Source organism: Hespellia stercorisuis DSM 15480, assembly GCF_900142165.1.
Taxonomy (GTDB): Bacteria; Bacillota; Clostridia; order Lachnospirales; family Lachnospiraceae; genus Hespellia; species Hespellia stercorisuis.
Map to the genome: position 1 here is coordinate 1 of NZ_FQZY01000052.1, position 21,787 is coordinate 21,787.

Annotated in this window: 20 protein-coding genes and 2 other annotated features; of the genes, 19 read left to right on the forward strand and 1 reads right to left on the reverse strand. The window is 46.5% G+C overall.

Annotated features, from left to right (window positions below; genetic code table 11):
- Window positions 1–425 precede the first annotated feature (425 nt).
- Both BUB85_RS14945 and BUB85_RS21535 read left to right on the forward strand, forming a co-directional pair.
- Window positions 426–1,706 carry an adenylosuccinate synthase gene (locus tag BUB85_RS14945; RefSeq protein WP_073111935.1) on the forward strand — a complete coding sequence of 427 codons (1,281 nt, stop codon included), beginning with the start codon at window positions 426–428 and terminating at the stop codon, window positions 1,704–1,706.
- A gap of 222 nt (window positions 1,707–1,928) precedes the next feature.
- Window positions 1,929–2,087 (forward strand): hypothetical protein, encoded by a 159-nt coding sequence (locus BUB85_RS21535; RefSeq protein ID WP_159434657.1) that lies wholly within the window; start codon window positions 1,929–1,931, stop codon window positions 2,085–2,087.
- 25 nt (window positions 2,088–2,112) lie between these two features.
- Here the strand turns inward: BUB85_RS21535 and BUB85_RS14955 are convergent, their stop codons facing one another.
- Window positions 2,113–2,334, reverse strand: coding sequence for a hypothetical protein (locus tag BUB85_RS14955; RefSeq protein ID WP_073111939.1), 222 nt, complete (start codon window positions 2,332–2,334; stop codon window positions 2,113–2,115).
- A gap of 249 nt (window positions 2,335–2,583) precedes the next feature.
- On the opposite strand from BUB85_RS14955, the gene BUB85_RS14960 reads away from it, so the two are divergent.
- The 17 genes from BUB85_RS14960 (at window position 2,584) to nrdG (ending at window position 21,772) form a co-directional block, all read left to right on the forward strand.
- On the forward strand, window positions 2,584–3,099 hold the full coding sequence (locus BUB85_RS14960) for an SEC-C metal-binding domain-containing protein (RefSeq protein WP_073111941.1): 516 nt from the start codon (window positions 2,584–2,586) through the stop codon (window positions 3,097–3,099).
- On the forward strand, window positions 3,084–3,848 hold the full coding sequence (locus BUB85_RS14965) for a YdcF family protein (RefSeq protein ID WP_073111943.1): 765 nt from the start codon (window positions 3,084–3,086) through the stop codon (window positions 3,846–3,848). The genes BUB85_RS14960 and BUB85_RS14965 overlap by 16 nt, the downstream gene beginning before the upstream one ends.
- A 29-nt stretch (window positions 3,849–3,877) precedes the next feature.
- Window positions 3,878–4,089, forward strand: a binding site (T-box leader).
- Between the two features lie 165 nt (window positions 4,090–4,254).
- Entirely contained in the window at window positions 4,255–4,647 is a 393-nt protein-coding gene (locus tag BUB85_RS14970) for a metallopeptidase family protein (protein ID WP_073111945.1), read from the forward strand.
- Between the two features lie 16 nt (window positions 4,648–4,663).
- Window positions 4,664–6,451, forward strand: coding sequence for a threonine--tRNA ligase (gene thrS / locus BUB85_RS14975; protein WP_242945451.1), 1,788 nt, complete (start codon window positions 4,664–4,666; stop codon window positions 6,449–6,451).
- 68 nt (window positions 6,452–6,519) lie between these two features.
- Window positions 6,520–6,837, forward strand: a complete 318-nt coding sequence (locus tag BUB85_RS14980; protein ID WP_073111947.1) for a DUF1540 domain-containing protein — start codon at window positions 6,520–6,522, stop codon at window positions 6,835–6,837.
- A gap of 204 nt (window positions 6,838–7,041) precedes the next feature.
- On the forward strand, window positions 7,042–8,562 hold the full coding sequence (locus tag BUB85_RS14985; RefSeq protein ID WP_084534074.1) for an AI-2E family transporter: 1,521 nt from the start codon (window positions 7,042–7,044) through the stop codon (window positions 8,560–8,562).
- Window positions 8,563–8,565: 3 nt separating this feature from the next.
- The gene (gene metA / locus BUB85_RS14990; protein WP_073111949.1) at window positions 8,566–9,471 is read left to right on the forward strand and encodes a homoserine O-acetyltransferase MetA; all 906 of its coding nucleotides are present in this window, start codon (window positions 8,566–8,568) and stop codon (window positions 9,469–9,471) included.
- A 74-nt stretch (window positions 9,472–9,545) separates the two neighbouring features.
- Window positions 9,546–10,055 carry a CarD family transcriptional regulator gene (locus BUB85_RS14995; protein ID WP_073111951.1) on the forward strand — a complete coding sequence of 170 codons (510 nt, stop codon included), beginning with the start codon at window positions 9,546–9,548 and terminating at the stop codon, window positions 10,053–10,055.
- Between the two features lie 271 nt (window positions 10,056–10,326).
- Entirely contained in the window at window positions 10,327–11,520 is a 1,194-nt protein-coding gene (locus BUB85_RS15000) for a BMP family ABC transporter substrate-binding protein (protein WP_073111953.1), read from the forward strand.
- A 233-nt stretch (window positions 11,521–11,753) separates the two neighbouring features.
- A complete protein-coding gene (locus tag BUB85_RS15005; protein ID WP_073111993.1) occupies window positions 11,754–13,280 on the forward strand; it encodes an ABC transporter ATP-binding protein in 1,527 nt (508 codons plus the stop codon).
- Window positions 13,277–14,377: an ABC transporter permease gene (locus BUB85_RS15010; protein ID WP_073111955.1), complete on the forward strand. Its 1,101-nt coding sequence runs from the start codon at window positions 13,277–13,279 to the stop codon at window positions 14,375–14,377. The genes BUB85_RS15005 and BUB85_RS15010 overlap by 4 nt, the downstream gene beginning before the upstream one ends.
- Complete coding sequence (locus BUB85_RS15015) at window positions 14,370–15,350, forward strand: ABC transporter permease (protein WP_073111957.1); 981 nt, start codon at window positions 14,370–14,372, stop codon at window positions 15,348–15,350. The genes BUB85_RS15010 and BUB85_RS15015 overlap by 8 nt, the downstream gene beginning before the upstream one ends.
- Before the next feature lie 124 nt (window positions 15,351–15,474).
- Window positions 15,475–15,724, forward strand: a binding site (T-box leader).
- 202 nt (window positions 15,725–15,926) lie between these two features.
- Window positions 15,927–16,961 carry an ABC transporter substrate-binding protein gene (locus BUB85_RS15020; RefSeq protein ID WP_073111995.1) on the forward strand — a complete coding sequence of 345 codons (1,035 nt, stop codon included), beginning with the start codon at window positions 15,927–15,929 and terminating at the stop codon, window positions 16,959–16,961.
- 105 nt (window positions 16,962–17,066) lie between these two features.
- On the forward strand, window positions 17,067–17,948 hold the full coding sequence (locus tag BUB85_RS15025; protein WP_073111959.1) for an ABC transporter permease: 882 nt from the start codon (window positions 17,067–17,069) through the stop codon (window positions 17,946–17,948).
- Window positions 17,941–18,714 (forward strand): ABC transporter ATP-binding protein, encoded by a 774-nt coding sequence (locus tag BUB85_RS15030; RefSeq protein WP_073111961.1) that lies wholly within the window; start codon window positions 17,941–17,943, stop codon window positions 18,712–18,714. The genes BUB85_RS15025 and BUB85_RS15030 overlap by 8 nt, the downstream gene beginning before the upstream one ends.
- A 410-nt stretch (window positions 18,715–19,124) precedes the next feature.
- Window positions 19,125–21,245 (forward strand): anaerobic ribonucleoside-triphosphate reductase, encoded by a 2,121-nt coding sequence (gene nrdD / locus BUB85_RS15035; protein WP_073111963.1) that lies wholly within the window; start codon window positions 19,125–19,127, stop codon window positions 21,243–21,245.
- Window positions 21,246–21,277: 32 nt separating this feature from the next.
- Complete coding sequence (nrdG, locus tag BUB85_RS15040; protein WP_073111965.1) at window positions 21,278–21,772, forward strand: anaerobic ribonucleoside-triphosphate reductase activating protein; 495 nt, start codon at window positions 21,278–21,280, stop codon at window positions 21,770–21,772.
- The last annotated feature ends 15 nt before the right edge of the window (window positions 21,773–21,787 follow it).

Here is a 21,787-nt window from a genome sequence, read left to right on the forward strand (position 1 = left end):
TATATCAAAGAACTTAAGCAGACAATAAAAAATACATCTTCAGGGCTACTGGAAAGTTTTCGCGGACTGACAGTAACGAATGAAGATGTATCCTACATTTTTAAGTACACAACAATGTACTTGGAATAACAAGGTTATTTTAGCACAGGTGGTGGTTAAATGAAAGACGAAATAACTGAATAATCCACATTTTTTTAGGATTGGCTTCGTGGACCTATACGAAGTGCATAACAAAAGGCGTTAACAAGGAAAATGTGGATAAAGTGCTAAAAAACATACACAGTAGATGAGGGATAGACACAATTAAATTTATTCCTCAACGCTGGTAATTGGAAATACCATTTTACATTACCCTAAAAATATAGTATAATAGCAAGGCAGATTGGCAGATTGCAGAAAAATATGCACACGCAGGAGGAATCATTATGGTTAAAGCAGTAGTAGGAGCAAACTGGGGAGACGAAGGAAAGGGAAAAATCACAGACATGCTTGGTGAGAAAGCAGACATTATTGTTCGCTTTCAGGGCGGTGCGAATGCCGGTCATACAATCGTGAACGATTACGGTAAATTTGCACTTCACACATTACCGTCAGGTGTGTTTTATAATCATACAACAAGTATCATCGGAAATGGTGTGGCACTGGATATTCCGGTACTGTTTGCTGAGGTGAAATCCATTACTGACAAGGGAGTTCCGGCACCGAAGTTACTCGTTTCAGACAGAGCACAGATGGTAATGTCTTACCATAAACTGTTTGATGCTTATGAGGAAGAACGTCTCGGAGGAAAATCTTTTGGCTCGACCAAATCCGGAATTGCACCGTTCTACTCAGATAAATATGCAAAGATCGGTTTCCAGGTGAGCGAATTATTTGACGATGAATTACTGAAAGAAAAAGTGGTTCGTATCGCGGAGCAGAAGAACGTGATGCTGGAACATCTTTATCATAAACCGCTGATTAATCCGGATGATTTATATAAAGAATTACAGGAATACAAAGAGATGGTTGCGCCATACGTATGTGATGTTGCACTGTTTTTACACAATGCAATGAAGGACGGAAAAGAAGTGCTGTTAGAAGGACAGCTGGGTTCACTGAAAGACCCGGATCACGGAATCTATCCGATGGTTACCTCTTCTTCAACACTGGCAGCATACGGAGCAATCGGAGCAGGAATCCCGCCGTATGAGATTAAACAGATCATCACGGTCTGCAAGGCATACTCCAGTGCAGTCGGTGCGGGTGCTTTCGTCAGCGAGATCTTCGGGGAAGAGGCAGATGAACTCAGAAGACGCGGCGGAGACGGTGGAGAATATGGAGCAACAACAGGTCGTCCGCGTCGTATGGGATGGTTTGATTGTGTTGCGTCCAAGTATGGCTGCAGAATGCAGGGGACAACGGATGTTGCATTTACCGTTCTGGATGTACTGGGCTATCTTGATGAGATTCCAGTATGTGTGGGATACGAGATTGATGGGGAAGTGACAACTGATTTCCCGACGACACATCTGCTTGAAAAGGCAAAACCGGTATTGAAGGTTCTTCCAGGATGGCAGACAGACATCCGTGGAATCAAGAATTACGAAGAATTGCCGGAGAACTGCAGAAAGTACATCGAGTTTATTGAGGAACAGATCGGCTATCCGATTACCATGGTCAGCAATGGACCGGGAAGAGATGAAATCATTTACCGCGAAAAATAAAAAAAGAAATGAGTCAGTCAGGATTCATGCACAAAGAGCCGGGAGAACAATTTTCTCAGGCTCTTTTGTTATGCCGAAAAAGAGCCGAAATGAAAAAATGTTGGTATGTTTTGAGGATAACGAAAATATACTGTATGGTGAGCGGAAAAAAGAACAGTAAAAAATAAAAGAGAAGGAGAAGTGCTCACGCGTAAAAAATTCGACAGAAATGGAGGTATCGCTATGAATCAAAATGAATCGTGCAGACAAGAGATGATAACCATGGAGGAGTATCTGGAAAGACAGAAACTGATACGGGATAAAGAGAAAAGAAGAAATAGTAAAGTACCAGAGATACCGGAGAATTGGACTGCTCTTACATTTGCGGAATTTTGCATGTAGGCAGATGAAAGAGCAGAGAAGCATCTTATTGCGCTGAAGAATCATCGTCCTTGTCTTTTCGGGATAATCGATAGACCAGAGAGCAGGCGTACAGCAGAACCGGGAGAAAGATGGTGCAGGCAACGGAAATTTTGAGCAGATCGACAGCAGCAGGGCTACCAATAAACGCGAAAATCAGAGTGCTTATGTACATGCCTGCAAGAAGGAGGGCGCCAATCAGGGCGAGAATACGTTTTGTCTTTTTCATAAGAATGTCCTTTCGAAATATAATGTCAGCAGCTGGCCGGGCGAAGCAGACAACCGGTTAATATCGTGAAATTACGGGACTGCGTTTCTGCTGCAGCCGACACAGTCTGCTTCGAGAGATTGCTTTATTATATAAGAAAAATCCGTAAAATGCAATCGGGGTATAGTAAAAATGACTTTACTATACCCCGGTTTCGTTATATAATCAGATGGAAATAAAAAAAGACGTGGAAACAAAGGAGTTTTTAAAATGGCAAACGAAGAGAAAAGTTTATTAGAGCAATGGAGAGATACGGCGTATTCCAAAGAGATGGACAATGCACAGCTGCAGAATTTCTGGGCAGGATATTTCAATATTGAGAAAGAAATCTACGAGCAGTTACTGAATGCGCCGGATACGGAAGTAAAGGGGACAGTAAAGGAGCTGGCTGAAAAATATGGACAGACAGTCATGACTATGGTTGGATTTCTGGATGGAATCAACGACAGCCTGAAGATTGAGAACCCGATTGAGACGATGGATGAAAACACAGAGGTAAGTCTTGCGTTCGACAAAGAAAAACTGTACAAAAATATGGTCGATGCCAAGGCAGACTGGTTATATGAGCTTCCGCAGTGGAACGAGATCTTCGATGCGGAGCAGAAAAAAGCACTGTATCTGGAGCAGAAAAAATCCGGGACTATCGTAAAGGAAAAGAAGATCGGAAGAAATGATCCGTGCCCATGCGGAAGTGGAAAGAAATACAAAAAATGCTGTGGCAAATAATTCTGTTTATCCTGAGTATATGCTGTCTGGCATATTACATTTTAATAAGGATTTACACCAAAAGAAGGAATAGTACATTTCTTCTTTTTTGGTTGCTCTCCGGGCTGGCACTGCTGGCATTGTCCTTTCTGCTGCCGGTCCTGCCGGAAACGGTCTGCAGATATCTCATTGTGGCTGCGACAGTCTTTGTCTGTTGCTTTCTGGTTGTGGAGGGGCTGATCTGCTCTGCCATGCTCAAAAAGGCGGAGGACGGTCTGGAATACATTATCGTTTTGGGAGCACAGGTCCGGGGAACGAGGATAACCAACTCACTTGAACGGCGGCTGATACAGGCACTTCGGTATCTGGAAGATAATCCGGATGCAAGGGCAATCGTCTCCGGCGGACAGGGCAAGGGCGAAGACATACCGGAGGCTGCTGCGATGGCGGCGTACCTGTCAGAACATGGCGTGGAATCCGAGAGAATCATTTTGGAGGACAAATCAACGACGACACAGGAGAATCTGTCCTTCAGCGCGGCATTTATTCCTGACCGGAAGGGGCGGATCGGGCTTGTCACGAATGATTTCCACATGTATCGGGCTTTGATGATCGCGAAAAGTCTCGGATATCAGAATATCCGGGGGATAGCGGCATCCAGCAATCCAGTGCTTCAGGCGAATTATCTGGTACGGGAATTTTTTGCCTGCATATATTATTGGTTGAGATTATGCCTCCGGATATTTCAGACAAAAATGTTTGACAAATAAAATCGCAGTGTTATAATAACCATATATTACAAAACACGTTGAAGAGACGAGTAGAATGTGAAAGGTTACAGAGAGAGAAGCCTTGTGCTGGAAGCTTCTTATCACGGAAACATTTGAAGACTACCTCTGAGTGGCAGCAAAACTGTCCGGTGATTCCGTTATCATCACAATGAAGTGGTTCTGACGTATTGTCAGCTCAAGTAGGGTGGAACCGCGAGCTATGAGTAGACTCGTCCCTTTCTGTAGAGATACAGAGAGGGGTTTTTTTTTATACCACAGGAAATTCTTTCGAACCGTCTGTGATATAAAAACGCTCCGCGGGATTCGCACTGCGGCGGAAGGGAATTATGTCGATACGAATCCCCTCTCTAAACGCTTGAGTCCGGTGGTAAAGGAGGAGGTGTGCATGCTCACAATACAGGAGGTAAATCATATTCTGGATGGTCTGGTGGATGAACTTCCGCAGGGTGTTTTTGCGGGATTAAACGGCGGGATTTCGTTGGTTCCGGATCGGAAAGTGAATCCGGCAGCCAGAGCGGATGATCTGCTGATCCTTGGAGAATATCAATACAATCTGGCAGGGAGAATGATTGTGATTTATTATGGATCCGTAGCCGCTGTTATGGGAGATTCCTCTGAGGAACAGTGGACAAAGAGACTTAGAGAAGTTCTCAGACATGAGTTTGTTCATCATGTCGAGACGATGGCCGGTGAACATGATCTGGAGTATTGGGATGACCGGCAGATGAAAAGATATAAAAAGGGACTGTCTCTTGAAAAGGAAGAGTGGCAGCGATAGTAAAAGGAGAAGAAAAATGAGTGAAGTAAATCAGGAATTACAGACACTGAGACACAGTGCATCCCACGTGATGGCACAGGCAGTAAAGAGGTTGTATCCGGAGGCGAAGCTGGCAATCGGGCCGGCGATTGAGGATGGATTTTATTATGATTTCGAGCATGCTCCGTTCTCGAGAGAGGATCTGGATGCCATCGAAAAAGAAATGAAAAAAATTATTAAAGAGGGTCTGAAAATCGAGCGTTTTGAGCTTCCAAGAGCAGAGGCAGTAAAATTCATGGAAGAAAAAGGCGAGCCATACAAGGTGGAGCTGATCAATGATCTGCCGGAGGACGCGGTGATCTCCTTCTACAAGCAGGGAGATTTCGTAGATCTCTGTGCGGGACCGCATGTGGACCGTACAAGCAGGATTAAAGCCTACAAGCTGATTTCCTCTTCCGGTGCTTACTGGAGAGGTGACGAGCATAAACAGATGCTCTCCCGTATCTACGGAACTGCCTACACGAATAAAGAGGATCTCGCAAAACACATGGAGCATCTGGAAGAGATCAAGAAACGTGACCATAATAAACTGGGACGTGAGATGGAGCTGTTTGCAACGGTCGATGTCATCGGACAGGGACTTCCGCTTCTGATGCCAAAGGGAGCTGCAATCATTCAGACATTGCAGCGCTGGATCGAGGATGAGGAAGAAAAGCGTGGTTATATGAGAACCAAAACGCCGCTCATGGCCAAGAAAGATCTCTACGTAATCTCGGACCACTGGGGACATTACAAAGAGGGAATGTTCGTGCTGGGAGATGAGGAAAAAGAGGGTGAGGAAGTCTTTGCACTCCGTCCCATGACCTGCCCATTCCAGTATTATGTGTACAAGCAGAGCCAGAAGAGCTATCGCGACCTGCCATGCCGCTATGGCGAGACTTCCACATTGTTTAGAAACGAAGATTCTGGAGAGATGCACGGGCTGACAAGAGTGAGACAGTTCACGATTTCAGAGGGACATTTGATTGTCCGTCCGGATCAGCTGGAAGAAGAATTCAGAGGCTGCGTGGATCTTGCAAAATACTGCCTGGAGACACTGGGGCTGGAGGAAGATGTGACTTATGAACTGTCACTTGCAGATCCGAATAACATGGAAAAATATATGGGAACCAGACAGATGTGGGATGAGGTGGAAGAAAAAGCAAGACAGATCCTGAACCATATCGGAATCAAGTACACAGAAGTGGAAGGTGAGGCGGCATTCTACGGACCGAAGCTTGACATACAGGCAAAGAACGTGTATGGAAAAGAAGATACCATGATTACGATCCAGCTGGATATGTTCCTTGCAGAAAACTTTGACATGACATTCGTGGATAAAGACGGAGAGAAGAAACGTCCATATATTATCCATCGTACGTCCATCGGCTGCTATGAGAGAACTCTGGCATGGCTGATTGAAAAATATGCCGGACTGTTCCCAACATGGCTGTGTCCGGAGCAGGTTCGCATTCTTCCAATCTCAGACAAATTCCACGATTATGCGAAGAAAGTGGAAAAACAGCTGAAGGAAAACGGAATTAAGTGTACTGTTGACAGCCGTTCTGAAAAAATCGGTTATAAGATCCGTGAGGCCCGTCTTGCAAAAGTACCTTACCGTATCGTGGTAGGCGAGAAGGAAGAGGCGGAAGGAAAGATTTCCGTGAGCAGCAGATTCCTTGGAGATGAAGGACAAAAAGATATTGAAGTATTTATTCAGGATATCTGCAAAGAAATCCGCACCAAAGAGATTCGTAAAATCGAAGTGGAATACAAAAAGAAATAAAAATGAATAATTTGCCTGCAATATGAGCAGAATACCTTCTATAAATAAAAATTATAGGAGGTATTTTTATGCCGGAGTTAAAGTGTACCGTACAGACATGTGCGCATAATCAGCAGATGCTCTGCGATTTGGAATCGATTGTTGTGGGAGGAGATCAGGCAAAAAGCTCGTTTGAGACATGCTGTGACAGTTTTGTGGAACGGAAAGGTGATCAGTACAGCAACAGCACAAAATCCGCATCGGATTGTTCTTGCGTAGACTGTAAGGCTACGGATTGCGCCTACAATGATAATTGCAAGTGCGAGGCCGGGAGAATCAGTGTGGAAGGCAGCTGTGCGTCGAATGCCGATGGAACAGAGTGTGCAACCTTTACCTGTAAATCATAGAAAGACGACAGGATGCCGGGGGCAAAATTTTTTTGATCCTGGCATCATAACATTACAGAATAAAGAGAAAAATGAAAAACAGACAACAAGAAGCAGACAGGGAACCGCGACTAGCAGGTTCCCTGTCTGCTGTTTGCAGGTTGACGCTTTCACTCGTGTTGGGGTATAATGAGAGAACAGGTATGAAGGGAGCGCAAAAGAACGATGACTTATAAGAGCGAGAGTTCGAACAAACCGGAAGTAAATAGAGATCCAAGCCGTTTTGAAGACGGCGGGGAAGAACGCGCAGAATCGACCCGGACACGGGCAGAAAAAGAGCAGCCGAAGGAAAGAAAAGAAACGTCAGACGAATACTATACAGGTATGCCACAGTCAAAGGAAAAAAAGAAGGATTCAAAAATCAGAATACATTTCAGCAGAGGATTTGGAACGTTTGTCGTAATTGCGGCGAGCATTTTATTTTACTTTTTTTTGCTGAGACTGACGAATCTGTCCAATGTTTTTGTGGCGGTGTTCGGTGTTCTGAAGCCGATTATCTATGGTCTGGCAATTGCATATCTGCTTAATCCAATCGTCAAAACTGTTGAGAGGTATCTGAATCCACAACTGGAAAAGCGGATCCGGAACCAGTCTACGGTGCACAAGATTGGCAGAGGGATTGGCGTTCTTGCGTCGCTGCTTGTTTTGCTTGTGATTATCGTGGCATTGCTGAATATGCTGATACCGGAATTGTATACAAGTATCCGCACCATGATTTTTACTGTTCCGAATCAGCTTAATCACGTATTGGATCAGATTAATGAGATCAACAAGCAAAATTCTACGGTGAGCAAAATTCTTGCAACCGGTCTGACCGAGGCTACAGACTATTTCCAGACGTGGTTGAAGACGGATCTGTTGTCACAGACGAATAAGCTGATGTCTAATCTGACGGTCGGTGTGATTAATATTTTCAGTGAACTTTTGAATTTTATTATTGGCATTATCGTGTCAATTTATGTGTTATTCAGCAGAGAAGTATTCTCCGGACAGACCAAAAAGTGCATTTATGCGATTTTCAAACCGCAACATGCGAATATGATCCTCCACATTGCACAGAAGAGCAACTCCATCTTCGGAGGATTTATTATTGGAAAGATCATTGATTCTATTATTATCGGGGTACTGTGCTTTATCGGGCTGTCACTTCTGAAGATGCCGTACGTGCTTCTTGTGAGTGTGGTAGTCGGAGTGACCAACGTGATTCCGTTTTTCGGTCCGTATATCGGAGCGATACCGAGCACGATTCTGATTATGCTGGATAACCCGCTCAAGGGTATCTATTTCCTGGTTTTTATTCTGGTGTTACAGCAGGTGGATGGCAATATCATTGGACCGAAGATTCTGGGCAATTCTACTGGACTGTCCTCTTTCTGGGTAGTGTTTGCAATTTTGCTGGGAGGCGGACTGTTTGGCATTCCGGGAATGATTCTCGGTGTTCCGACATTTGCGGTAGTTTATTACATTGTTGAGATGCTGTTGGATTACAGGCTGGAGAAAAAGAATCTGCCACTGGAAAGCAGCTATTATGGGGAACTCAGCTTTGTGGATAAGGAAGGAAATTTCATACATCAGGAATTTGGTTTGGATTCGAACAATCCGGGGGCTGCTTCGGAGCGTACAGCCGACAATAAGATAGAATATATGAATGAGACAAATTTGAAAAGAGAGGATAAAGAGGAGTAAGCTATGCCAATTCGAGTACAAAATGACCTGCCCGTCAAAGAAATCCTGGAGAGGGAAAATATTTTTGTGATTGATGAGTATCGGGCGACTCATCAGGATATCCGTCCAATCAAAATTGGACTGCTGAATTTGATGCCGCTGAAGGAGGACACGGAGCTTCAGATTCTCCGTTCCATGTCGAACACCCCGCTTCAGGTGGATGTGGTGTTTGTGCATGTTTCCAGTCATGTGGCTAAAAATACTTCGACCAGCCACATCAATAAGTTCTATGAGCCCTTCGAGAACATAAAGGATCAGAAGTTTGACGGCTTCATTATCACGGGGGCACCGGTAGAACAGCTGGCGTTTGAGGAAGTGGATTACTGGGACGAACTGAAGGAGATTATGGAGTGGACAAAGACACACGTTACCTCAACGCTCCATCTATGCTGGGGAGCACAGGCCGGACTGTATTATCACTATGGAATTAACAAGGTTCAGCTGCCGGAGAAAATGTTCGGGGTGTTCCGGCATCGCGTGAAGAATCGGAAAACTCCGCTGGTGCGTGGATTTGACGATGTTTTTTACGCACCGCATTCCAGACATACGGGAGTGCCGATGAAAGAGATAGAAGCGGATGATCGGCTGAAGGTTCTGGCTTCATCGGAAAAAGCAGGAGTATTTTTGTGTATAGCGGAAGAGAGCCGTCAGATTTTTGTGATGGGACATCCGGAATACGATAGAATCACGCTGGATCAGGAATATAAGAGGGATAAGGCGAAGGGCTTAAATATCAAGATGCCGGAAAATTATTATCCTTATGATGACCCGGAGAATAAACCGATTCTGTCATGGAGATCTCATGCTAACAATTTATATACGAATTGGTTGAATTATTATGTCTATCAGGCAACGCCGTATGAGTGGTAGATAGTATGCACGCACAAATTCTCCTTATGTTACAGGTTGAAATGTGTTAAAATGTAATTAGAGGAGGTTATAAAATGTACAAAATAGATGATTATGTAATTTATGGTTTAAAAGGAGTTTGTCAGGTGGTAGATGTTGGATATCTTGATATTGACTGCCTGAACAAGGAGAAAAAGTATTATACCCTTCATCCGCTCTACAGCGATGGCAGTCTGATCTATACACCCGTCGACAGCGGGAAGGTCAGAATGAGAAAGATCCTGACATACGAGGAAGCACAGGAACTGATCAACAGGATTCCGTCTATTGAGGAAATCGATATTAGCGAGGAGCGGGTAAGAGAGGCAACATACAAAGCGACCATGGAAAAGCATGATTGTAATGAATGGATCCGCATCATAAAAACTCTTTATCTGAGAGGCCAGGAGCGACAGCAGGAGGGGAAGAAGACAACGGCTGTGGATGAGCGGTATCTCCATGCAGCAGAGGAGTGTCTGTACGGAGAACTTGCGGTTTCTCTGAAGATGGACAAGGATAAAGTAAAGGCCTACATCGCGGAATGCGTGGAGGCACTTCAGGAATAGCAGAAGTATTCACGGAGAGTCGGCAGACTGAACTGTGGGGATTCTTTTTATTGAAACGAAATGTCTGGGGCTGGCTGTAGAAAATGCCCCTTGTATTTCATCTGCTGATTTGCTATAATTAAAGAGGTCAATTAAATAAATATTCCATGCAGGTACTTGACAGTTATGGTAAAAAGTGAACAATGGTGTTTATTCCGGTAGGAACAGACACCTTTTTTGATACAGACGATGACTGCCGGGCGATGTGGAATTACCAAAAGGAGGAAACAGTATGAAAAAGAAAATCATAGGAGCACTTTTGAGTGTGGTTATGATCGTCGGACTGGTAGCGGGATGCAGCAGCTCATCCTCTGATTCCAGCTCCGGATCGAGTGCAGGAAGCGATGCACTGAGCAAGGACAACATTAAGGTTGGATTCGTTTACATCGGAGATGACAGTGATCAGGGTTATACGTCAAACTTCATGGATGGAACGAAAGAGATGAAAAAGGCTCTCGGGCTGTCGGATGATCAGGTGATTGAGAAGACGAATGTAGGCGAAGACTCAAGCTGTGAGACAGCGCTTCGTGAACTTGCGGAGGGCGGATGCAATATTATTTTTGCGACGAGTTTCGGTTTTGAGGACTATGTGATGGAAGTGGCCGGAGATTATCCGGATGTACAGTTCTGTCATGCAACAGGATATCAGAGTGCGGCATCTGAGCTGGCAAATGTACACAACTACTTTTCTTCAATCTATGAAGCACGTTATCTCACGGGTATCATTGCAGGTATGAAGACCGAGACAAACAAGATCGGTTATGTGGCAGCCATGCCTTACTCTGAGGTGATCAGCGGTTATACTGCGTTCTACCTGGGCGCAAAGAGTGTGAACCCGGATGTACAGATGGAAGTTCAGTACACCAATACATGGAATGATGCGAATCTGGAAGCGCAGCTTGCACAGGCACTGGTAGATGACGGATGTGATGTGATTGGACAGCACTGTGATTCAGCAGCTGCAGCAACAACGGCAGAAAAAGCCGGTGTATGGCAGATCGGTTATAACACGAACATGATCGACAAGGCTCCGAAGGCCTCTATTACATCATGTCGCTGTGACTGGGGTATCTACGCAGAATATGCGGTACAGAGTCTGCTTGACGGTAAGGAAATCGACAAAGACTGGAGTCAGGGACTGGCAGAGAATGCGGTACTCGTAACCGATTATAACGAGGATCTGATGCCGGAAGGTGCAGCAGATGCAGTTGAAAAGGCAAAACAGTCCATTATCGACGGTGATTTACATGTATTTGATACCTCTACATTTACAGTAGATGGCAAGGAAATGACAACATATAAGAACGACTTTGGTACTGAATTTATTAAAGACGGATATTTCCATGAGCAGGAAATTGGATACGGCGGTTCATCTCCGGCATTTCCAAGTGACTGGATTATAGATGGAATCACAGTGAAAAAATAATGTTTTGTCACTGTAAGATTGAAAAGTGCCCCGAAAGGTGGCACTTTTCTGCTATACTCAGCTGAGGGTGTGTGGAGACTGAGTATTATGAAAGATTTGGACAATAACGCTCATTCAGTATGTCGACTGTATAGATAACAGATGTATCCGGCTGAAGGAACTGCGGGGCATGTCACAACAATGAGAAGAGGAGGCGGATATTCTTGGAGAGGAAAGAGAAGAATGCCGTGGAGATGCAGGGCATCACCAAGACCTTTGGCAAGGTCATTGCGAACAAGGATGTTAATCTTGAATTGAGGAACGGTGAGATACTGGCACTTCTGGGAGAGAATGGAAGTGGAAAAACGACGATTATGAATATGCTGTCCGGAATTTACTACCCAGACAGCGGATCCATTCGGGTACAGGGGAAGGAAGTGTCCATCCGTTCACCGAAGGATGCTTTTGATCACGGAATCGGAATGATTCACCAGCATTTTAAGCTGGTGGATGTGCTGTCAGCAGCGGAGAATATTGTGTTGGGCAGAAAAGGGGCAGTCACGGTTGACAGGAAGGAACTCAACAGACAGGTGAAAGAGCTGGGAGAAAAGTATGGCTTCGATATCGATCCTGCAAAAAAGGTCTATAATATGTCAGTATCTGAGAAACAGACGGTGGAGATTCTGAAGGTATTGTTTCGCGGTGCGGATATACTGATTCTGGACGAACCGACGGCTGTTCTGACACCACAGGAGGTCGACAAACTGTTTGCAGTTCTGCGCAATATGAAAGCGGATGGGAAATCCATCATTATTATCACGCATAAGCTTCATGAAGTGCTGGCAATTTCTGATCGGGTTTCCATCCTGAGAAAAGGAGAGTACATCGGAACCATCAACACAAAAGAGGCTGATCAGCAGAAGCTGACAGAGATGATGGTTGGTCATGTGGTCAGCTTAAAGATTGACCGTCCCATGGTAGAGGACAAGAAAGAACGTCTCAAGGTCATCGATCTGACCTGCGTGAGCGAGGATGGGGTCAAAGCGCTGGAACGGGTTTCGTTCTCAGCGTATGGCGGAGAAATCCTGGGTGTCGCGGGGATTGCCGGAAGTGGGCAGAAGGAGCTCTGTGAGGTGATCGCCGGGCTTTATCCGGCGATTGGCGGATCGGTACTGTGCTCCGGAACGAAGGAGGGGCATGAGGTGATGGAGCGTATCATCGGCCTGAAACCGGATGAAATCGTGAAGAAAGGCATCAGCATGGCATTCGTTCCGGAAGACCGGCTCGGAATGGGGCTGGTTGCGTCCATGGATATGGTGGACAATGTAATGCTTCGCAGTTATAAGAACAAAAAGGGGCTCTTCGTGGATCGGAAGGCTCCACAGGAGTTGTCGGAGAAACTGATCGAGGATCTGGAGATCGTGACACCGGGCGTGAATACTCCGGTTCGCAGACTGTCGGGAGGAAATGTACAGAAAGTGCTGTTGGGCAGAGAGATTGCCTGCAATCCGTCGGTTCTTCTCGTAGCTTACCCGGTGCGCGGGCTGGACATCAATTCCTCATATAAGATATACGATTTGCTGAATGAGCAGAAGAAAAAGGGCGTGGCTGTAATTTTTATCGGGGAGGATCTGGATGTCCTTCTGGAGATATCCGATAGAATTATGGTGATGTGCGGAGGCAGAGTCAGCGGAATTGTCGACCCGGAGAAGGTGACAAAAGAGGAGATCGGCCTGATGATGATCCAGGTAAAAAAAGATGATGAGGAGGCGAGCGTATGAGCAGTATAAAGACAGAGCAACAGGTTCCACTTGTCCGTATGGTCAAACGGGATACGATTACGCAGAAAAAGACCTGGACAATCCGTGCAGTCGCATTTGTCTGCGCGCTGCTGACAGGAGCGCTGCTGATTCTATTCCTTGGGAAGAATCCTGTTCAGGCATATATGGACATGATTCAGGGAGCATTTGGCTCCTCGGTACTCCGTCAGGAGACAATCAAGGTCGCGATACCACTTTTGATCACGGCAATCGGGATTTCTTTCGCGTTCAAGATGAAGTTCTGGAACATCGGGGCGGAGGGCCAGATCCTGCTGGGGGCAATCGGGGCAGGCTACTGGGGGTTTTTCTGGGCAGACAGGCTGCCGAAGGTCATTCTGATCATTGTAATGATGCTGTCGGCAATTCTGATGGGCGGTCTGTATGGTCTGCTACCGGCACTCTGCAAGGCAAAGTGGGGAACCAATGAGACGCTGTTTACCCTGATGCTGAACTATATTGCATTGTATATGATTAAGTATTTACAGAACGGACCATGGAAGGCACCACGCTCGTCGTTTCCAAAGATGGCGATGCTTCAGCCGGAGGCGCGTCTGACAAAAATTCTCGGCGTGCACTGGGGGTGGATCGCGGCACTGCTTCTGGTGATTCTGGCGTGGATCTATTTTAACAAGACGAAGCAGGGCTATGAGATTTCCGTGGTAGGTGAGAGCAACAATACAGCGAGATATGCGGGAATCAATGTCGGAAAGGTATTCCGGCGCACCATGTTTTTATCGGGGGCGCTGGCGGGACTGGCGGGCTTTCTCCAGGTGGCAGGGTGTGATTTTACCATCACCGAGACGACGGCAGGGGGTGTCGGGTTCACGGCAATCACAGTTGCGTGGCTGGCACACATGAATCCTTATGGAATGCTGGGCGTTGCGTTCTTTATTGCAATCCTTGAGAGAGGGTGCAACCAGATTGAGACGACGATGGCCATTCCGGCATCGGTGTCCTCACTGCTGATCGGTATCATTCTCTTCTTTATGCTGGGATGTGAATTTTTCATTAACTATCGCCTGATTTTCCGTGGCGGAAAGGAGGTTTCCCATGCTTAATATCATATTAAAACTGATTGTGGCCGCAGTCATTGCGGGAACACCGCTGCTGTTGGGTGCACTGGGCGAGATCCTGACGGAAAAGTCCGGCAATACAAACCTTGGTGTGGAAGGAATGATGTACATGGGAGCTGTGTCCGGAATTGCGGGCGCATACTTCTATGAGAAAGCGGTCGGAGGAAATGCAAACGGTGTTGTGGGTGCACTGATCGCGCTGCTTATATCGTTCCTGATCGGAGCATTTGGAGCCCTGATTTATGCATTCCTGACAATTACGCTGCGTGCGAATCAGAATGTGACCGGATTGACTCTGACAATTTTCGGTACCGGATTCGGTAATTTTTTCGGAGACTATTTCGGGAAAAAAGCGGGTGGATCGCTGGTGGTTGGTGACGCCATCAAGAGTGCGTTTCAGGGCGTTTCAATTCCCGTACTCTCAAAAATTCCGGTGATTGGCAAACTGTTGTTCAATTACAACTGGATTGTATATTTTGCAATTCTTGTGGCGATTGCAATGGCATGGTTCTTCAACAAGAGCCGTGTGGGACTGAATCTTCGCGCGGTCGGTGAGGATCCGGGTACAGCGGATGCGGCCGGAATCAATGTCACAAAGTACAAATACATTGCGACGGTTGTCGGAGGCGGTATCTGCGGAATTGGCGGTATGTACATCAGTATGGTGAGCCAGGGCGGCGTGTGGGTTTACGACTGTGTAAGCGGTTATGGATGGCTCGCGGTGGCGCTGGTTATCTTCGCAACATGGGACTCGTCCAGAGCGATTCTGGTTGCGCTGGTGTTCGGAGCGCTCAAGATCATGCGTTTTTATGTCGAACTGCCGATTCCATCGCAATTCTATGACATGGCACCGTATATCGTCACGATCCTTGTTCTGATTCTCACAAGCATGAGAGAGAGCCGGGAACACGCCCAGCCAAAGAGCTGTGGAACGAATTATTTCCGTGAGGAGCGTTAAGACACTATGCCGGCAGCGCGCGGCAGAGTCTGGACAAACATCACCGGAGTAGTGTGCCAAAGAAAAATAATCAGATTTTGCTTGACAAATAAAAACGAATGTATTAAAGTGATAACCATGATATAACAAACCGTTGAGAAAGACGAGTAGATTATTTTACGACATTCCAGAGAGTGGCAGGTGGTGAGATTGCCATATGAAGTGAATAGTTGAATGGACTTTTGAGGGCTGCCTGAAATCTTTTTATGGGAGAGTATGGCGTGTCGGGAACCGAACCCGTTATCAATCAGGAATGTATGTTAGTACATGAGAAAGTGGACTTAGTGTCAATTTGAGTGGTACCGCGATAATATGAATTTATTACCGCCTCAAACCTTTGGTTTGGGGCGGTTTTTTGATTTTGTAGAAAATTCTTCGGGTTTCCTGTCAGATCAAAATTTTCCGGTCAATAAAACTCAGTTTCTTTCGACTAACAACAGTACATCGATCATAAAATCTGATGTACGGATCCGGATGGAAGGCAAATACCTGAAGGATGCAGCCTATAAAAAACAGAGAGAAAAAGAGGAGAAGACAATGAAAAAGAAAATGGTAGCAGCGTTATTAACAGTAGCAATGGTGGGAACATTGGCCGCAGGATGTGCGGGAAAATCAACGGATGCAAATGGCTCTGCGGCATCTGATGCAGCAAAAACGACTTATACGATCGGCATTTCCCAGTTCGCGGAGCACGGCTCACTCGACAATTGCCGGGAAGGTTTTCTGAAAGGACTCGAGGATGAGGGAATCAAAGAGGGCGACAATCTGACAGTGGAGTATAAAAATGCGGCAGCCGACATGGGTACGGCAGGACAGATTGCAGACGCGTTTGTTTCTGATAAGGTGGATTTGATGTGCGGAATCGCTACACCGAGTGCACAGACCTGCTACAATGCAGCCATGGATGCGGACATTCCGGTGATCTTTACAGCCGTGACGGATCCGGTCAGCGCAGAGCTTGCAGCGGAGGATGGAACACCGGTTGGTGAAGTGACGGGAACCAGCGATAAGCTTGCAGTAGAAGCACAGCTGAAGATGATCCGTGAAATTCTGCCGGATGCAAAGAAGCTTGGTATCATGTATACCACCAGTGAGGTGAACTCGGTTTCTGCAATTAAAGAGTATGAGGCGGCAGTGGAAGAATATGGATTTGAATTGGTAACAAAAGGTATTTCAACTACAGCGGATGTGTCACTTGCAGCGGATGATCTGCTGTCAGAAGTAGACTGCGTCACAAACCTGACAGACAATACCGTAGTGGCGTCACTTCCGACGATTCTGGAAAAAGCGAATGAGAAAAAAGTACCGGTATTCGGAAGTGAGATCGAGCAGGTGAAGATCGGATGCCTCGCAGCGGAAGGTCTGGATTACGTGGCACTCGGCGAACAGACAGGAAAGATGGCAGCTCAGGTACTCAAAGGGGAAAAGAAGGCATCAGAGCTTAACTTTGAAACCATCACAGAGAGTGAATTATATTACAACACGGCAGTGGCTGAGCTGCTGGGACTGGAAGTAGATAAGGCAATCACAGACGGAGCAGTCCAGACATTTGACGCTGTAGAGGCACAGTAAAGCGTTATAATCCCAGGAGAGGTAATGAAAAGAGATGCAGTCGAAAGAGATGCGTCGACAGGAATATTATCAAAAGGGTAAATAAACAGAAGGCGGAGCACAATCATGAGCATGATTATTACGATTTTGGAACAGGGACTGATATACGGAATACTTGCCCTGGGGGTATACATTACTTATAAAATTCTGGACTTTCCAGATCTGACGGTAGATGGCAGTTTCCCGTTGGGAGCGTCCATCACGGCGGCGATGATCACGAGGGGCATGAACCCTTATATCACACTTCTGGCAGCGTTTGCTGTCGGAGTGCTGGCGGGGGTGTGCACAGGACTGATCCACGTGAAGTGCAAGGTTCGCGACCTGCTGTCTGGAATCATAATGATGACGGCACTGTGGTCCATTAACCTCTATATAGCGGGGACGGCAAACGTGCCGTTGTTTTCTCAGGAAACCATCTTTAAGAACGATCTGGTGAGCGGACTGTTCGCTGGGGCACTGGCACCGTATGCAACGCTGGTTATCGTGCTGGTCATTGTGGTGATCTGCAAGATTCTGCTGGATGCATATCTCCGCACAAAATCGGGATTTCTGCTGCGTGCGGTGGGTGATAATGATATTCTTGTAACGTCTCTCGCAAAAGACCAGGGAAATGTAAAAATTCTTGGACTGGCGCTGGCCAATGGATTGGTGTGTCTTGCGGGATCTGTATTCTGTCAGGAGCAGCGTGTGTTCGAAATCTCGATGGGAACCGGAGCAATCGTTATCGGACTGGCCAGCGTAATTATCGGAACCAGCCTGTTTAAGAACCTTTCTTTTTTTAAGGCGACCACTATGGTGCTGATCGGTTCGATTATCTACAAGGCATGTGTGGCGATTGCGATCAGGCAATTTGAACCACAGAGCATGAAGCTGATTACGGCGGTGTTGTTTTTGGTGATATTGATCCTTAGTATGGATAGGAAGAAGAAGGTAAAGACAAATGCTTGAACTGAGAGGAATTAATAAATATTATAATCCGGGGACGGTAAATGAGATGTGCCTTTTTCAGGATTTCAATCTGAAGGTAGAGAAGGGAGAGTTTGTCTCGGTAGTTGGAAGTAATGGCTCCGGGAAAACCTCCATGTTGAATATCATCTGCGGGAGCATTCCGGTGGAGGCAGGGCAGATTCTGGTCAATGATGAGGACATCACCAGGCAGAAAGAATTTGTGAGAAATCGCAAGATTGGACGGGTCTATCAGAACCCGGCTGTGGGAACCTGCCCCAGCATGACCATTCTCGAAAATATGTCACTGGCGGATAACAAGGGCAGATACTTTGGGCTGTCGCGCGGAATCAACAAGGCCAGAAAAGAGCATTACAGAGAGATACTCGGTCAGCTCGGGCTCGGGCTCGAGGAGAAAATGGATGTCAAGGTGGGCTCTCTCTCTGGCGGGCAGCGGCAGGCTATGGCACTGCTGATGTCGACGATGACACCGATCGAATTTCTGATTCTGGATGAGCACACTGCGGCACTGGATCCGAAGACGGCGGAGCTGATCATGAGGCTGACAGATCAGATTGTGAAAGAAAAGCAGCTGACCACCATCATGGTGACGCATAATCTGCGGTATGCAGTAGAATATGGAAACCGGCTGATCATGATGCATCAGGGAGACTGCATTCTCGACAAGGCGGGAAAAGACAAACAAAATATGGAAACAGATGATATTTTAAGACAATTCAATGAAATCAGTATTGAATGTGGAAATTAACCTCATCAAGGAAGTCCCCACTTCAAGTGTGAAGAACACTAAGTGGTGGGTGGGGACTTGCTTGTGTCAGTAGGAGCTCAAGCTCCTACTGGCAGGCAGCGTAGCGGCTATGAGGTTATGAGCAAGTAGCAAAGCGGATTGCGAATATCCGTTTTGACGAGAGAACCCTGTATGAAAATTCTTCATGCAGGGTATTTTTGTAAGGAGGAGATAGCTCCGGCGAAAATAATAGTTACAAAATGAGAACGGTTCTGAAACCATTTCTTTGTGCAAGATTTTGCGTTGACGGCATTTGCCATACGTGATATCATTATTAAGAAAGATACACTATCTAGTTGGCAAGGCGAAACGCTAATACTAAATATAGCGTTTTTTACGTTGTGGATAAATTCGGAAAAGGAGTGAAATATATGATCAAGGTAATCAAAAAAGACGGAACACGTGAGGATTTCAATGTGCAGAAGGTAGTTGTTGCAGTGAACAAGTCCGCATATCGTGCCCTGATTACATTTACGGAAGAAGAGCTGGATTACATCTGCAGATTCGTGGAGGACAAAGTAAAAGAGATGGGAATCGATGAGATCCGGATATCCCAGATGCACAATGTGGTGGAAGGTGCACTGGAGAAGGTGAATCCGGCAGTCGCGAAGAGTTATCGTGATTACCGGAATTACAAACAGGATTTTGTGCAGATGCTGGACGATGTCTATAAGAAGAGCCAGTCTATTATGTATATCGGTGATAAGGAAAATTCCAATACGGACAGTGCGCTGGTGTCTACCAAGAGAAGTCTGATTTTCAATGAGCTGAACAAAGAGCTTTATAAGAAGTTTTTCCTGACGGTCGAGGAGATCCAGGCAATCCGTGACGGCTATATCTATATACACGATATGTCGGCGAGACGTGATACCATGAACTGCTGTCTGTTTGATGTGAAGAGCGTGCTGAACGGCGGCTTTGAGATGGGGAATCTTTGGTACAATGAGCCAAAGACACTGGATACGGCGTTTGATGTGATCGGCGACATCGTGCTGAGTGCCGCCAGCCAGCAGTATGGCGGATTTACGGTGCCGAGTGTGGACGAAATCCTGGCGCCTTACGCGGAAAAATCATACAAGAAATTATTGGAGAAATACCGGGAGCTTGGCTTGTCTGATGAGAAGGCACAGGAGGTTGCGTGGACCGATCTGGAGAAAGAAATGGAGCAGGGGTTCCAGGGATGGGAGTACAAGTTCAATTCTGTATCCTCCAGCCGTGGAGATTATCCGTTTATCACGATCACGGCAGGTACCGAGACCAACAGGTACGGCAAGCTTGCGACGATCAAGATGCTGCAAGTGCGCCGGAACGGACAGGGGAAAAAAGGACACAAGAAACCGGTGCTGTTTCCGAAAATCGTATTTTTGTACGACGAGAATCTGCACGGACCTGGAAAACCGTTGGAGGACGTGTTTGAGGAGGGAATCGAATGCTCAAGAACGACCATGTATCCGGATTGGCTGAGCCTGACCGGGGAGGGATATATTGCAAGCATGTATAAAAAGTATGGCCGGATCATCAGTCCGATGGGGTGCCGTGCATTTCTCTCACCCTGGTATGAGCGCGGTGGGATCCAGCCGGCGGATGAGCAGGATATGCCTGTTTTTGTGGGCCGCTTTAATATTGGGGCAATCAGCCTGCATCTGCCGATGATCCTTGCGAAGGCACAGCAGGAGAGTAAGGATTTTTATGAAGTACTGGATTATTACCTGAACCTGATTCGCCAGCTGCACTGCAGAACCTATGCCTACCTCGGAGAGATGAAGGCTTCTACGAACCCGCTGGCGTATTGCGAGGGCGGCTTCTACGGCGGACATCTGGGATTGTATGACAAGATCAAACCGCTGCTTGCATCAGCGACTGCATCCTTTGGAATAACGGCATTCAATGAACTGCAGCAGCTCTACAACAAGAAATCACTGGTGGAGGACGGTCAGTTTGCGCTGGATGTTCTGAAGCATATCAATGAGAAGATTCTGGAGTACAGAGATGAGGATGGACATCTGTATGCGATTTATGGGACCCCTGCAGAGAATCTCTGCGGAGTACAAATCAAACAGTTCCGGGAGAAATACGGAATCATCGAGAACGTATCGGACCGTGAATATGTCAGCAACAGCTTTCACTGTCATGTGAGTGAGGACATCACACCGATTCAGAAGCAGGATCTGGAGGGGCGCTTCTGGGAGTACAGCAACGGCGGAAAGATCCAGTATGTAAAGTATCCGATCAGCTACAACAAAGAGGCGGTCAAGTCTCTGATTCGCAGAGCTATGAAGAAGGGCTTTTACGAGGGCGTGAACCTGTCTCTGTCTTACTGCGATGACTGTGGCTACGAGCAGCTTGATATGGATGTGTGTCCGAAGTGCGGAAGTACGAACCTCACGAAGATCGAGCGGATGAATGGGTACCTGTCCTACTCGAGAGTGAAGGGTGACACCAGACTGAATGATGCCAAGATGGCGGAGATTGCAGAGCGCAAATCAATGTAATTTAGGAATAGAATATAATAGGAGACAACAAAGTGAGATACCATAATATTACGAAAGACGATATGCTGAACGGAGACGGACTTCGTGTGGTTTTGTGGGTTGCGGGATGCGACCATAACTGCGCGGAGTGCCAGAACCCCGTTACCTGGGATCCAGAGGGCGGGCTCGCCTTTGATGAGACGGCGAAAGCAGAGATCTTTGATCAGCTTGAAAAAGATTATATCAGCGGGATTACTTACAGCGGCGGAGACCCGCTTCACGAAGCGAATATCCGGGGAATTGCGGAACTGACCAGAGAAATCCGTGAAAAATATCCGGAGAAGACACAATGGCTCTATACCGGTTCCCTGTGGGAGGAAATAAAAGATCTTCCCCTGGTCAAGAATCTGGATGTCGTAGTCGACGGTGAGTTCATCGTGGCAGAGGCAGATTCGAGACTGCACTGGAAGGGCAGTGCAAACCAGAGGGTAATTGATGTGTCGGACAGCCTGCAGATGGGAAAAATTGTACTGCATGATTGTCCGTAAGCATATTGCACTGCA